Source organism: Paraburkholderia sp. SIMBA_054, assembly GCF_046534875.1.
GTDB lineage: Bacteria > Pseudomonadota > Gammaproteobacteria > Burkholderiales > Burkholderiaceae > Paraburkholderia > Paraburkholderia hospita.
Window position 1 is genome coordinate 122,451 of sequence record NZ_JAWRXV010000012.1, and the last position, 15,190, is coordinate 137,640.

The following is a 15,190-nucleotide window of genomic DNA, read 5'->3' on the forward strand; positions in this document are numbered from 1 at the left end:
GAGAGCAACAGGGTACGCCCATGGTAGTGGCAATGCGCGTGCCGTCGCCAGCACGCGCAATGGCATAGGACGAATGACCGTCCCGTGCCAGAAGGTGTTATCCGTTGAAGCGTTCGGGGCGAAGCGCCGCGATCGTGTCAGCCGGCAATTCCGACGGTGCGCCGGACACCAGGCTCGCAATCAGCTTGCCCGAACCGCATGCGAGGCCCCAGCCGACGGGACCGTGCGCCGCGTTCACGAAGAGCCGCGGATGCAGCGCATTGCCCGTGACGGGCAGGCCGTCCGGCGACAGCAGCTTCACGCCTTCCCACGGCAGCGCGGCCGAAATGCGCGCCGAGCCCGGCACCCAGTCGTGCGTCGCCTGGCTAAGCAGCGCGAGCGCTTCCTTCGTCAGCGGCTCCGGCAGCGGCAGCCGGGTCTGGCTCGCGCTTTGCAGCACCGCGCCGCCCGCAATGCGCAGCCGGTGGTTGCTGCGCGTGATCGTGATCCGCTTGACGGCATCGATCACTGTCGTATGGGGCGCGAACTCCTCGCGGGCGATCGGCGCGACGAGGTTGTGCAGACGCAGCGGATGAAGCGGCAGATTCAGCCCGAGCTTCTCCAGCAGCGCGAGACTGCCCACGCCCGCGGCGACGACCACGGCGTCCGCGCTGATCACATCGACTTCACGCGAGCGCGACGATTCGCCGTTGGCAGGCGCCAGTTCGACGGCCGCACGCTGGTTGTCGAGGCGGATACCCGTCACTTCGCGGCCGCATTGAAACTGCACGCCGCCTTGCGAATCGAGCGTCTGCTTGATCAGCTTCGCGAACAACGGACAGTTCGCCGTGCCTTCGTCGTCGAACAGCACACCGCCCGCGAAATGCGGCTCGAGCGGAATCGAATGCTCGATGGTCTGGCATTCCTGCGGGCTCAGCACGTGATGCGGCACCTCGAACTTGCGCAGCAGGTCGAGCGCGGGATGTGTGTGGTCCCAGTCCTGCTGGCTGCGCACCAGATAAAGCTGCCCCTTCGACTGCTCGAATTCCAGATTGAAGTGATGTTCGATGTCGGCGAGCGACTGGCGCGCCGATTCGATCAGCGGACGCAGCAGCGAAAACTGCTTCTGGAACGCCTCGGGTTCGGCGAGCACCGAGAGTGTGCGGACGAAATCGCGCACCTGCCCGTTGAAGCCCGCCTTCTTGATCACCCCGCTTTTGGCTGCCTGGCGGTGCTGCATGAAGGTTGGGCCGAACCACGCATCGAGCGGGGTGGGCAGCAAAGTGCCGCCGTGACCGTAAGTGGCGCCTTGCGCGACGGTGGCGTGCCGTTCGACGACGCACACCCTATGACCGGCCGCACGAAGCTGAAAGGCGGTGGCGACGCCGACGATCCCGCCGCCAATGACAATGACATCCATGGTTAATTCGTGTTGCCGGCGGCTCGCGTGGGGCCAGGCGTATGACGTGACATGCGGCGCAGCGCGACAGCCGATGCTGCACCGATCTGATGAAAGGCCGAATGATATCAGTCAAACGACCCGTTCGGCACGCTGCCGTTCGGCGCAGGACGCATCGCTCGACAGCGGTGCACGCGCGGGATAAGCGGCGAGAAGGAACGCGCAATTCGCCTACCACGAACGGCCAGAAACGCATCTCAAAATGGCGCGGCGTATTGCCGGCGAGGCATGCAGCCATCAGGGACACGCCGCCAAAGCGCGCGGAGCGTCATGTGGGGCAGGTCTGCCGGGCCTTCCCGGGTTATAATCCTGGACTTCCTTACGCCTCACGTCGCCTCCACGCGCGACTGTCCGAGCGGTTGCCAAAGCAATCGCGCGCGGCACCCAGCGACGCAACCGATCGACGCAACGTCAAGTCCATGGCTCACTTCTCGTGTTTCCCCGGCGCTTCGGCCCTCTCCGATTTCCGTCAAACCCGCCTGCTCGACACGTTGTCGCGCATCGACACCAACATCGTCGGCGTGCGCGGCCAGTATCTGCATTTCGTGAACTCGCAGACGCCGCTTGCCGCGGAAGATAGCGCGAAGATCGAAGCGCTGATGCATTACGGCGATCCGTTCGACGCCGGCAAGGACAAGGGTGCCGTCGAAACCTTCCTCGTCGTGCCGCGCTTTGGCACCGTGTCGCCGTGGGCGAGCAAGGCCACGGACATCGCGCTTCATTGCGGCTTGACGCATGTGCGGCGCATCGAGCGCGGCATCGAGTACACGGTCGTGCTGAAAAGCGGGCTGCTCGGCGGCAAGAAGGCGCTGTCGGACGAGGCGCGTGCCGCCGTCGTCGCGGCGCTGCATGACCGGATGACGGAAAGCGTCGCGCCGTCGCGCGATCACGCGATGCACCTGTTCGACGAACTGCCCGCCAAGGCGCTGCAAACGGTCGCGGTGCTGACGGACGGCCGCAAGGCGCTGGAGCAGGCGAACACGGAACTGGGCCTGGCGCTCGCCGAGGACGAAATCGACTATCTCGTCGACGCCTTCACGAAGCTCGGCCGCAATCCGACCGACGTCGAACTGATGATGTTCGCGCAGGCCAACAGCGAGCACTGCCGCCACAAGATCTTCAACGCAAGCTGGACGATCGACGGCGAGGCGCAGGACATCTCGCTGTTCAACATGATCCGCAACACCGAAAAGCTCAACCCGCAAGGCACGATCGTCGCGTACTCGGACAACTCGTCGATCATGGTGGGCGGCATGGCCGAGCGCTGGTTCCCGCGCAAGGCAGACGACGCCAGCGAGCCGGGCGAGCGCTATGGCCGTCACACCGAATTGACGCATACGCTGATGAAGGTGGAGACGCACAACCACCCGACGGCCATCTCGCCGTTCCCGGGCGCCGCAACGGGCGCGGGCGGCGAAATCCGCGATGAAGGCGCGACGGGCCGCGGCGCGCGTCCGAAGGCGGGTCTGACGGGTTTCACGGTGTCGAACCTCGATCTGCCCGACGCGCGCGAGCCGTGGGAAAACGCCCGCGACACCACGCAGCCTATCGGTCATCGCAACGCTGCCGACCAGTTCGACACGTACGGCCGCCCGGACCGCATCGCGTCGCCGTTGCAGATCATGATCGACGGGCCGCTCGGCGGCGCCGCGTTCAACAACGAATTCGGCCGTCCGAACCTCGGCGGCTACTTCCGCACGTACGAGCAGAACGTTGCGGGCCGCGTGCGCGGCTATCACAAGCCGATCATGATCGCGGGCGGCCTCGGCAACATCTCCGACCAGCACACGCACAAGCACGATCTGCCCGCCGGCTCGCTGCTGATCCAGATCGGCGGTCCCGGCATGCGTATCGGCATGGGTGGCGGCGCGGCGAGCTCGATGGCGACGGGCACGAACACAGCCGAACTCGACTTCGACTCCGTCCAGCGCGGCAACCCGGAAATCGAGCGACGCGCGCAGGAAGTGATCAACTCGTGCTGGCAACTCGGCGCGGGCAATCCGATCCTGAGCATCCACGACGTCGGCGCGGGCGGTTTGTCGAATGCGTTCCCGGAACTCGTCGACGGTGCGGACAAGGGTGCGCTGTTCGAGCTGCGCAAGGTCCAGTTGGAAGAAAGCGGACTGTCGCCGCGCGAAATCTGGTCGAATGAAGCGCAAGAGCGTTACGTGCTGGCCATTCCGCCGTCGCGCCTCGAAGAATTTGCGGCGATCTGCGAGCGCGAGCGTTGCCCGTTCGCGGTCGTCGGCACGGCGACCGAAGAGCGGCTGCTGAAGCTGATCGACGCCGACCTGACGGACGCGGGCGCGCACCAGCCCGTCGACATGCCGATGGAAGTCCTGCTCGGCAAGCCGCCGCGCATGCACCGCGACGTGACGCGCGTATCGACGCCGCTGCAGCCCGTCGACGTCACGCACGTCGCGTTGCACGAGGCGGCCGTCAACGTGCTGCGTCATCCGACCGTGGCAAGCAAGTCGTTCCTGATCACGATCGGCGACCGCTCGGTGGGCGGCACGACGGCGCGCGACCAGATGGTCGGCCCGTGGCAGGTGCCTGTCGCCGACTGCGCGATCACGACGGTCGATTACGCGGGCTTCCGCGGTGAAGCCATGACGATGGCCGAGCGCACGCCGCTCGCCGTGATCGACGCGCCCGCGTCGGGGCGCATGGCCGTCGGCGAAGTGGTGACGAATATTGCGGCGGCGCCGATTGCGTCGCTGGACAAACTGAAGCTGTCGGCGAACTGGATGGCGGCATGCGGCAGCCCGGGCGAAGACGCGGCGCTGTACGACACGGTGAAGGCGATCGGCATGGAACTGTGCCCGGCGCTCGGTATCGGTATTCCTGTCGGCAAGGATTCGCTGTCGATGCGCACGAAGTGGGCGGACGGCGACGTCGAGAAGGAAGTGGTCGCGCCCGTGTCGCTGATCATCTCGGCATTTGCGCCCGTCGAAGACGTGCGCCGTCATCTGACGCCGCAGCTGCTGAGCCTGAAGGAAGCGGGCGAGACGGTGCTGATCGCGATCGATCTGGGTCGTGGCAAGCATCGCCTTGGCGGCAGTATTCTCGCGCAGGTGACGCAGCAGGTCGGCGACACGGTGCCTGACGTCGACGATCCGGAAGATCTGAAGCGCTTCTTCGCGGCGATCCAGGCGCTCAACGCGGACGGCAAGCTGCTCGCGTACCACGACCGCTCGGACGGCGGGCTGTGGGCGACCGTTTGCGAAATGGCGTTCGCGGGCCACGTGGGCGTGTCGCTGAACGTCGACATGCTGACGCTCGACCCCAATCACGAATTCGATTACGGCGACGCGAAGGACTGGGCGAAGCAGACCAGTGGTCGCCGCGAAGACCGCACGATCCGCGCGCTCTTCAACGAAGAACTCGGCGCGGTGGTCCAGGTGCGTGCCGGCGATCGCGACGCGGTGCTTGCGGTACTGCGTGAACATGGCCTGTCGGCGTGCTCGCATGTGGTCGGCAAGCCGAATGAGCGCGACATGGTCGAAATCTACCGCGACGCGAAGAAGATTTTCGACGCGCCGCGTGCCGAGTTGCATCGCACGTGGAGCGAAGTGAGCTGGCGTATCTCGCGTCTGCGTGACAACCCCGCGTGCGCCGACGCGGAATTCGATGCGTTGCTCGACGCGTCGGACCCTGGCATCCAGCCGCATCTGTCGTTCGATCCCGTCGAGGATGTCGCTGCGCCGTTCATCGGCAAGGGCGCGCGTCCGCGCGTCGCGATTTTGCGGGAGCAGGGCGTGAACTCGCACCTCGAAACGGCGTATGCGTTCGACCGCGCCGGCTTCGATGCGCACGACGTTCACATGAGCGACCTGCTGTCCGGCCGCGCGACGCTTGCTGATTTTGCGGGTGCTGTTGCGTGTGGCGGTTTCTCATACGGTGACGTGCTGGGCGCGGGTGAGGGCTGGGCGAAGACGATTCGCTTCAACGCGCAGCTTGCCGATATGTTTGCTGCGTTCTTTGGTCGCAATGACACGTTCGCGCTTGGGATCTGCAATGGCTGTCAGATGATGAGCAGTCTCGCGTCGATGATTCCTGGCGCGGATGCGTGGCCGAAGTTCACGCGCAACAAGTCGGAGAAATTCGAAGCGCGCTTCTCGCTGGTCGAAGTGCAGTCGTCGCCGTCGATTTTCTTTGCCGGCATGGAAGGCTCGCGGATTCCTGTTGCCGTTGCGCACGGCGAGGGTTTTGCGGACTTCTCGCAGCAGGGGGATATGGGGCGTGTGGCTGTTGCGATGAAGTATGTCGATCATCGTGGGCAGTCGACTGAACAGTATCCGTTCAATCCGAATGGGTCGCCGGCTGGGATTACTTCTGTCACTACGCCTGATGGGCGGTTTACTGTGGTGATGCCGCACACCGAGCGGGTGCATCGCAATGTGCAGATGAGCTGGCATCCGGATGCATGGAAGCAAAGTGCTACGGATGGCAGCCCGTGGATGCGGGTGTTTCAGAATGCACGGAAGTGGCTTGGGTGATGTTTTGCCCTGCGCGGGCGTTGGGGTTTCTGTTTCTTCGCTGGCGTCCGCGGTTTGGCTTTGTACTTTAGGCGTTGCCGGTCGGTGTTTTTGGCCTTTTCGCTGGCATCCGCGATTCGTTAGCTTGCTTCAAGCGTCGCCCCTGTGCGGGGCGGCACCTACTTTTCTTTGCCGCCGCAAAGAAAAATAGGCAAAAGAAAGCGGCTCACACCGCTAATTCTTGTTCCTGCCTGAGGGCCCCCAACCGGTCCCACGCTTCACACGGCAATCACGTGTCTCATGTTTGTTGCCAACGCTCCGAATTGATGCCTCACCCGCTTCATGCGCCCGCGTTGCAGCATGCCGTGTCAGATATTCCTCTGCCGCCCAGGTGGCAAACTGTGTGTAGGCCGTAGCACTACACACAGCTCACTCCGGACCGATAGCGCGTGAATACCTCCATGTATGAGCGCCAAGCTATACGACGCGACAACCTACACACAGTTTGCCACCTGGGCGGCACATATCATTCGCTGCCGCTAGCCAGTGCATGAGAATGTGAAGCGGGTGAGGCGTTTATTCAAAGCGTTGGCAACGCGCGTGAACGAACGCGGTGTCGTGTGAAGCATAAGACCGGTTGGGGGCCCTCAAGCAAACACAAGAACTGGCGGTGTGAGCCGCTTTCTTTTGCCTACTTTTCTTTGCGGCGGCAAAGAAAAGTAGGTGCCGCCCCGCACAGGGGCGACGCTTGAAGCAAGCTAACAAAACGCGGATGCCAGCGCAAAGGCCAAAAACACCGACCGGCAACGCATGAAGCACGAAGGCAAACCTCGGATGCCAGCGCAAAGGCCAGCCCAACCAAACCGCCCGCGCCGCGAAGAGCCGCCAACGCGAAATGCCGACGCAAAACCAAAACCAAAACCACACCAACAAAAGCACGCGCAGCAAAAACCCAAGACCCACAAAAACAAAAAGCCGCCCAAAGGCGGCCCTCCCGTGCGGACGCACGCAAAAAAACCCTTACTGCACCTTAGCCTTGGACCGAAGGTCCTCCTCAAAGGCCTGCAGCTTTTCTTGCTGCATCTGCTGCGCGATCTGAGCCTTAACCTGCTCGAACGGCGGCGGCGGCGTCTGCCGCACATCATCGACGCGGATGATATGCCACCCAAACTGCGTATGCACCGGCGCATCCGTCATCTGACCTTTCTGCAGCTTCTCCGCGGCAGCGGCAAACTCAGGCACATAAGCCTTCGGATCCGACCAGTCGAGGTCGCCACCATTCTTGCCCGATCCCGGGTCCTTCGAGAACTGCTTCGCGAGGTCTTCGAAGCTCGCGCCAGCCTTGATCTTCGCAATCAGATCCTTCGCCTGCTGCTCGTTGTCGACGAGGATGTGGTGCAGGTGATATTCCTTGCCGCCAATCTGCTTGACCAGTTCATCGTACTTCGCCTTCACTTCGGCATCCGTCGGCTGGTTCTTCTTCACGAAATTTTCGATCAACGCACGCAGCACCACAGTCTGCTGCGCAACCGCGACCTGCGCCTTGACGTCCGGCTTCGACGGAATGCCTTCGCGGATCGCTTCCTGCATCAGGATTTCACGGTTCACGAGTTCTTCACGAACGGCCTGTTGCAGCTTCGGCGAATCCTGTTGACCCTGCTGCACGAGTTGGGCAACCAGCGCATCGGCACGCGACTTCGGAATCGGTGTGCCGTTCACGACGGCGATGTTCTGTGCGAATGCAGGTGCGGCCGCAAATGCAGCCAGCAAGACCCAGTAGCGGGTGTTTTTCAAGGTCATCGGAAGTTTCCTAACGGGACAGCAAATTGAATTCTTCTGGCGTGTAAGCCGTGATGGCGAGAGCGTGAATGCCGCGCTGCATGGCATCGGCCAGCGCATCATACACCATGCGGTGCCGCGCCACGCGAGCCTTGCCAGCAAAGGCGGCGGCCACGATCGTCACCGCGTAGTGACCGCCCGCCGATGCGCCCGCATGACCCGCATGCAGCGCGCTGTCGTCGCGCACGGTGATCGAGTCGACGGGCGCAAGCGCCGCTGTGACTCGCGCTTCGATCAGCGCGAGCCGTTCGGCAGGACTCGCGTGCAGGAAAACGTCGTCGTTCATGTCACTCTTCCTTCATATACTTCGACAGCCACAAACTCTGCCCGACGATAAACACGACCAGGCACCCCGTCGCGCCAAACAGCTTGAAGTTCACCCACGCATCGGTCGAAAAGTTGAACGCGACGAACAGATTGAGAATGCCGAGCAGCACGAAAAAAATCGCCCACACGTAGTTGAGCTGGCCCCAGATGCGATGCGGCAACTGGATCTGCTTGCCCATCATCGCTTCGATCAGGTTCTTGTTGAACGCCAGCGCGGACACCACCAGCGCCACCGAGAACGCCCAGTACAGCACGGTCGGCTTCCATTTAATGAAGGTGTCGTTGTGCAGCACGAGCGTCGCGCCGCCGAACACGGTGACGACCCCGAGGCTCACCCACAGCATCGGGTCGACCTTGCGGTGCCGGAACGCGACCCACGCGATCTGGACGAGCGTGGCGGCGATCGCAACGGCCGTCGCCGTGAAAATGCCCCACACCTTGTACGCGACGAAGAACAGGATGATCGGAAACAGATCGAACAGGAATTTCATTGTCGGGTTGGGAATCCGGAGAGTGTTGTGCGCATCGTGCGCGCTGTCTGCAATGGTTCGAATAAGATCGGCGCAATGGCGGTGAGAGCCAGTCCGATCCGTCCGAAAAACGCTGGCCACGCCGGCATGACGATCAGACCGCACGCGACGCTATCTGGGCTCGAATTGTAGCGCAGCCGGGTTGATGCAGTCGTAGAAGCCCGTCGACGCGGCCACGCGCGAACGGCCGCCGGCTCAGGACGAACAGCTCACTTCCAGCGACGACGCCCAGTCGGGCGGCAGTCCTGCATAGGCTTCATAGTCGGGTTGCTCGTCGAACGGGCGGCGCAGCACGGTCGCAAGGCGTTCCACTTCGGAGAAATCCTTTTCCTTCGCCTGGCGGATCGCCGCCTCGGCCAGGTGATTGCGCAGCACGTATTTCGGATTCACGCGGTTCATCGCTTCGGCGCGGGCGGCGTCGTCGCGTGTCTCGTGAACCAGCCGCGCCCGATAGTCGGTCGCCCAGGCGTCGAACGCGGCGCGGTCGAGAAACAGGTCGCGCACGCTCGTATCACCGCTCGCGTCGTGCTTCGACAGTTTCGACAGATTGCGGAACGTCAGCGTGAAGTCTGCGCGGTTCGCATGCATGATCTCGAACAGTTTGTTCGCGATCGCGTCGTCGCCTTCGCGTTGGGTTTCGAGGCCGAGCTTCGCGCGCATCCGCGCTTCGAGCGCGGGAGCAAAGCGCGCCTTGAAGCCTTCGAGTACGCGCTGTGCGTCCTGCACCGCGCGCTCGCTGCGCTGCGCATCGTCGTAACGTTCGCCGAACAGCGGAAGCAAACCTTGCGCGAGACAGAACAGGTTCCAGTACGCGATCTGCGGCTGCATCCGGTACGCGTAACGGCCTTGCGAGTCCGAGTGGTTGCAGATGTGATTCGCGTCGAAGCCATCCATGAAGCCGAACGGACCATAGTCGATCGTCAGGCCGAGAATCGACATGTTGTCCGTGTTCATCACGCCATGGCAAAAACCGACCGCCTGCCATTGCGCGACCAGATCGGCCGTCGACAGCACGGCTTCGTTCAGCAGCGCGAGATACGGATCGTCGGCGTCGCGGCACGACGGATAGAAGCGGTCGATCACCTGATCGGCCAGCGCGCGCAGCGCATCGACACGATCGTTCGCGTAGAAATGTTCGAAGTGCCCGAAGCGCACGAAGCTTGGCGACACGCGCGTGACGACGGCGGCCGTTTCCATCTCTTCGCGGCGCACGGGTTGATCGGAGCCCGTCACGCAGAGCGCGCGCGTGGTCGGAATGCCGAGGTGATGCATCGCTTCCGAGCACAGATATTCGCGGATCGACGAGCGCAGCACCGCGCGTCCATCGCCCATGCGCGAATAGGGCGTGCGCCCGGCGCCTTTCAGTTGAAGCTCGAAGCGTTTGCCATCGTGCTCGACTTCGCCGAGCGTGAGCGCGCGTCCGTCGCCGAGCTGGCCTGCCCACACGCCGAACTGATGCCCCGAATACACCGACGCATACGGCAACGAAGCCGCCGGCCAATCCCGCGTCGTATTGCCCGAAAAGAACTCGGCGAAGCCCGGCGCGCTCGCCAGCGACGCATCGAAGCCGAGCATCGCCGCGACATCGGGCGCAAAGCCGACGACATACGGCGCCGGCAACGGCGCCGCTGGCAGGCGAGTCAGGAAGACGTTCCCGAGCGCGGCGAAGCTGCCTTCACGCTGGTTGTCGATCGCGCCTGCGGCCGTCGACATGGAACCCGAAAACCCTGCATTGCATGGGGAAAACGACATATTGAGCGCCTCTTTATTAACCGATATTGTAATTCCGCGCCTGCCGCGCTGCAGCGCGCGCATCCGAAGCGCATATCGAAGCGTATAGAGAAGCGCGTATCGATGTCGAATAACAACACGAGACAACACAACATCACACCTCTGGGAGACACCCGCGTATGACGACGCCGCTCTATGGACAGATGATGGACGTGCCGCTGACGGTTTCCTCGCTGCTGGCGCATGCGTCCCGCCATTTCGGCACGACGGAGATCGTGTCGAAGCGCATCGAGGGCGACGTGCATCGCTACACGTACCGCGATTGCGAGAAGCGCGCGAAGCAGCTCGCACAGGCGCTGATCGCACTTGGCGTCGAAGCAGGCGACCGGATCGGCACGCTGGCATGGAACGGCTACCGGCACCTGGAAACGTACTACGGCACGACGGGCTTCGGCGCCGTGTGCCACACGATCAATCCGCGCCTGTTTCCCGATCAGATCGCCTATATCGTCAATCACGCCGACGACCGCTACGTGCTGTTCGACATCACGTTCGCCGCGCTCGTCGATGTGCTCGCGCCGCAGTGTCCGAACGTGCGCGGCTGGATCGCAATGACGGACGAAGCGCACATGCCGCGCATGTCGACGGCCGCGTCGAGCTATGAATCGTTGCTCGCGCAGCACGACGGCGAGTTCGACTGGCCGGAAATCGACGAACGTTGCGCATCCAACCTTTGCTATACGTCGGGCACGACGGGCAATCCGAAGGGCGCGCTGTACTCGCATCGCTCAACGGTGCTGCACGCGTTCGGCGCGTCGCTGCCCGATGCGATGGGCCTGTCCGCGCGCGATTCCGTGCTGCCCGTCGTGCCGATGTTCCATGTGAATGCATGGGGCATTCCGCACTCCGCGCCGCTGACGGGCGCGAAGCTCGTGTTCCCGGGCAAGGATCTCGACGGCAAGTCGCTGTATGAGTTGATGGAAGCGGAGCGCGTCACGTATTCGGCGGGCGTGCCGACCGTGTGGCTCGGCTTGCTGAACCACTTGCGCGAAGCGGGCGTGAGGTTTTCGACGCTGCAGCGTACGGTGATCGGCGGTTCCGCGTGTCCGCCCGCGATGCTCAAGATGTTCCAGGAGGTCTACGGCGTCGAGGTGATTCACGCGTGGGGCATGACGGAGATGTCGCCGCTCGGCACGCTCGCGAAGCTCACATGGGAGCAGTCGCAGCGCTCGCCCGACGAGCAGCGCAAGCTGCGCGAAAAGCAGGGCCACGTGATGTACGGCGTCGACATGAAGATTGTCGGCGACGACGGGCACGACCTGCCGTGGGACGGCGTCGCCTTCGGCGACCTGCACGTGCGCGGGCCGTGGGTGATCGACCGGTACTTCCGCAGCGATGCGTCGCCGCTCGTCGATGGCTGGTTCCCGACGGGCGATGTCGCGACGATCGACAAGGACAGCTTCCTGAACATTACCGACCGCAGCAAGGACGTGATCAAGTCGGGCGGCGAGTGGATCAGTTCGATCGACGTCGAGAACGTCGCGATTGCGCATCCTGCGGTAGCGGAGGCGGCGTGCATCGCGTGCTCGCATCCGAAGTGGACGGAGCGGCCGCTGCTCGTCGTCGTGAAGCGGCCGGACGCCGACGTGACGCGCGACGAGATGCTCGCGTTCTACGAAGGCAAAGTCGCGAAATGGTGGATTCCCGACGACGTCGTATTCGTCGACGAACTGCCGCATACGGCGACGGGCAAGCTGCAAAAACTCAAGCTGCGCGAGCGCTTCCGCGATCACGTACTGCCGTCAGCGCTCGCTATCGAAGACTGCCCGTTCGACGAGGAAGAAGCGGACGCCGTCCGGCACGCGAGAACCGATCTGTCGTAGACCTCGGGTTTACGCCTATCACAGCACGTATCGTTCAAATTGAAGTTCAAATTGAACGAGCGTGCTTTTTTGTGTATTCTGCCTGCTATCGCAAACGAACAGCGAATCAGCGGACAATGGTCCGGGTGTTCCCACCCGGGCTGCGCATATCAGGCGCGTCCGCATCGCATGGAGGCAGGCAGATGGCAGTGGACTACACGACACACGACGGCGTCGCCGTCATCACGCTGAATAATCCCCCCGTCAATGGCCTCGGCCTGTCGACGCGCACGGGCATCATCGAAGGCGTCGAGCGCGCGCTGGGCGATCCCGCCATCAAGGCGATCGTGCTGACGGGCGCGGGCAAGGCCTTCTCGGGCGGCGCCGACATTACCGAATTCAACACACCGAAAGCGCTGCAGGAACCGACGCTGATGACGGTCATCAAGGCCGTCGAAGGCAGCGCGAAGCCTGTGGTCGCGGCGATCCACAGCGTCGCGATGGGTGGCGGCCTGGAACTTGCGCTCGGCGCGCACTATCGCGTGGCGGCGCCCGGCGCGCAGATCGCGCTGCCCGAAGTGAAGCTCGGCATCCTGCCAGGCGCGGGCGGCACGCAGCGTCTGCCGCGCGCGCTTGGACTGGAAGCTGCGCTCAACATGATCGTGTCGGGCACGCCCGTGATGTCCGAGAAGCTCGCGGGCACGCCGATTTTCGATGCACTGATCGAAGGCGATCTGCTGGAAGGCGCGCTCGCGTTCGCGCGCAAGGTCGGCGCGCAGAGCGGTCCGTACCCGAAGATTCGCGACCGCAAGATCGAGCATCCGAATGCGGCGGGCTTCATCCAGTTCGCGCGCAATAGCGTCGCGGCCATCGCGAAGAACTTCCCCGCGCCGCACAAGTGCATCGACGCAGTCGAAGCGGGCGTACTCAAAGGCTTCGAGCAAGGCATGAAGGTGGAGCGCGAATGTTTCCTCGCGCTCGTGCAAACGCCCGAAAGCAAGGCGCTGCGCCACGCATTCTTCGGCGAGCGCGCGGCAAGCAAGATTCCCGATGTGCCGTCCGACACGCCCGTGCGCGACATCAAAAAGGTAGCCGTGATCGGCGCGGGCACGATGGGCGGCGGCATCGCGATGAACTTCATCAATGCGGGCTTGCCCGTCATGATGCTCGAAACGAAGCAGGATGCGCTCGATCGCGGCATCGCGACGATCCGCAAGAACTACGAGGCGACCGTCAAGAAGGGCAAGCTGACGATGGAAGCGCTCGAGCAGCGCATGGCGTCGATCACGCCGACGCTCTCGTATGACGACCTCAAAGACGCCGATCTCATCATCGAAGCCGTATTCGAAGAACTCGGCGTCAAAGAGCAGGTATTCAAGCGCCTCGACGAAGTCGCAAAGCCCGGCGCGATCCTCGCGTCGAACACGTCGACGCTCGATCTGAACAAGATCGCCGCGTTCACGAAGCGTCCGCAGGACGTGGTCGGCATGCACTTCTTCAGCCCGGCCAACGTGATGAAGCTGCTCGAAGTCGTGCGCGGCAAGGACACGGCGAAAGACGCGCTCGCCACCGTGATGAAGGTTGCGAAGAAGATCAAAAAGACGGCCGTGGTGTCGGGAGTCTGCGACGGCTTCATCGGCAACCGGATGATCGAGCAGTACATTCGCCAGGCGCTCTTCATGCTCGAAGAAGGCGCGCTGCCCGCGCAGGTCGACAAGGCGATCGAGAAGTTCGGCTTCGCGATGGGCCCGTTCCGCATGAGCGACCTCGCAGGCAACGATATCGGCTGGGCGATCCGCAAGCGGCGCTATCAGGAGCACCCGGACATGCATTACTCGAAGATCGCCGACCGTCTGTGCGAGACGGGGCGCTTCGGGCAGAAGACGGGCGGCGGCTGGTACGACTACAAGGCGGGCGACCGCAACGCGTATCCGTCGAAGCAGATCGACGAGATGATCGTCGCGTATTCGAAGGAACTCGGCGTCGAACGGCGCAAGCTTTCCGACGATGAGATCGTCGAGCGTCTGGTGTTTGCGCTCGTCAACGAGGGCGCGAAGATTCTCGAAGAGGGCATCGCGTCGAAGGCGTCGGATATCGACATGGTGTATCTGACGGGCTACGGCTTCCCGCTGTGGCGCGGCGGCCCGATGCTGTACGCGGACACCGTCGGCCTCTACAACGTCGAGCGCGCGATCCGCCGTTATGCGGCGCAACCGAACGGCGACGCCTGGCAGATTGCAGCGGGCATCGTCGAGCGCGCGGCGCAGGGACGCGGCTTCACTAGCTGAACGCGCACGCACCGCCATCGCGAGACAACAGGAACAGTGATGAAAGATGCCAGTGAAGTTCTGCTCGTCGTTGACGTGCAGAACGACTTCATGCCGGACGGCGCGCTCGCCGTCGCGCGCGGCGACGAAATCGTGCCGCTCGTGAACCAGCTTGCGCGGCGTTTCAGCCATGTCGTGCTGACGCAGGACTGGCATCCGCCGTCGCATGTTTCGTTCGCCGCGAATCACGCGGGCCGCCAGCCGTTCGAGATGATGACCCTGCCGTACGGCGAACAGGTGCTGTGGCCGACGCACTGTGTGCAGAACACGCCTGGCGCTGCGCTGCACGCGGATCTCGACATTCCGCATGCACGCGCCGTGATTCGCAAGGGGCATCACGCGGGCGTCGACAGCTATTCGGCGTTTCTCGAAGCCGATCGCACGACGCCGACGGGACTGGCCGGCTATTTGCGCGACACGGGCGTGACGCGCGTGTGGTGCTGCGGGCTGGCGACCGACTATTGCGTCGCGTGGTCCGCGCTCGACGCGCGCGCGGCGGGCTTCGAGGTCGCCGTCATCGAAGACGCGACCCGCGCAATCGATCTGAACGGTTCGCTCGACAACGCATGGCGCGAGATGCGCGCTGCGGGCGTCGAACGCGTGCAATCGGCGGACTTGCTTGTCTGAGCCACGCAACGCGAACCACACACACTCTTTG

At 63.5% G+C, this 15,190-nt stretch carries 9 protein-coding genes; 4 read left to right on the forward strand and 5 right to left on the reverse strand.

All coding sequences use genetic code 11. From position 1 onward, the window contains the following. Positions 1 to 97 precede the first annotated feature (97 nt). Positions 98 to 1,399 (reverse strand): FAD-dependent oxidoreductase, encoded by a 1,302-nt coding sequence (locus SB822_RS16905; RefSeq protein WP_090835192.1) that lies wholly within the window; start codon positions 1,397 to 1,399, stop codon positions 98 to 100. A gap of 458 nt (positions 1,400 to 1,857) precedes the next feature. Between SB822_RS16905 and purL the strand changes: the two genes are divergently transcribed. Then, positions 1,858 to 5,937: a phosphoribosylformylglycinamidine synthase gene (purL, locus tag SB822_RS16910; protein ID WP_079499554.1), complete on the forward strand. Its 4,080-nt coding sequence runs from the start codon at positions 1,858 to 1,860 to the stop codon at positions 5,935 to 5,937. Between the two features lie 999 nt (positions 5,938 to 6,936). On the opposite strand, the gene SB822_RS16915 is transcribed toward purL, so the two are convergent. From SB822_RS16915 to SB822_RS16930, 4 genes are all read right to left on the reverse strand, one after another. Further along, a complete protein-coding gene (locus SB822_RS16915; RefSeq protein ID WP_007585921.1) occupies positions 6,937 to 7,716 on the reverse strand; it encodes a peptidylprolyl isomerase in 780 nt (259 codons plus the stop codon). A gap of 10 nt (positions 7,717 to 7,726) precedes the next feature. Continuing rightward, the gene (locus SB822_RS16920) at positions 7,727 to 8,041 is read right to left on the reverse strand and encodes a BolA family protein (protein WP_007746662.1); all 315 of its coding nucleotides are present in this window, start codon (positions 8,039 to 8,041) and stop codon (positions 7,727 to 7,729) included. 1 nt (position 8,042) lies between these two features. After that, positions 8,043 to 8,573 carry a septation protein A gene (locus SB822_RS16925; RefSeq protein ID WP_007585925.1) on the reverse strand — a complete coding sequence of 177 codons (531 nt, stop codon included), beginning with the start codon at positions 8,571 to 8,573 and terminating at the stop codon, positions 8,043 to 8,045. 234 nt (positions 8,574 to 8,807) lie between these two features. Beyond that, positions 8,808 to 10,364, reverse strand: a complete 1,557-nt coding sequence (locus tag SB822_RS16930; protein WP_090835337.1) for a protein adenylyltransferase SelO — start codon at positions 10,362 to 10,364, stop codon at positions 8,808 to 8,810. 158 nt (positions 10,365 to 10,522) lie between these two features. Here SB822_RS16930 and SB822_RS16935 point away from each other — a divergent pair, with 158 nt between their 5' ends. From SB822_RS16935 to pncA, 3 genes are all read left to right on the forward strand, one after another. Further along, positions 10,523 to 12,226: a 3-(methylthio)propionyl-CoA ligase gene (locus SB822_RS16935; protein WP_090835190.1), complete on the forward strand. Its 1,704-nt coding sequence runs from the start codon at positions 10,523 to 10,525 to the stop codon at positions 12,224 to 12,226. 182 nt (positions 12,227 to 12,408) lie between these two features. Further along, positions 12,409 to 14,493 (forward strand): 3-hydroxyacyl-CoA dehydrogenase NAD-binding domain-containing protein, encoded by a 2,085-nt coding sequence (locus SB822_RS16940; protein WP_090835188.1) that lies wholly within the window; start codon positions 12,409 to 12,411, stop codon positions 14,491 to 14,493. Between the two features lie 39 nt (positions 14,494 to 14,532). Further along, positions 14,533 to 15,159, forward strand: coding sequence for a bifunctional nicotinamidase/pyrazinamidase (gene pncA, locus SB822_RS16945; protein WP_090835186.1), 627 nt, complete (start codon positions 14,533 to 14,535; stop codon positions 15,157 to 15,159). Positions 15,160 to 15,190: the final 31 nt, after the last annotated feature.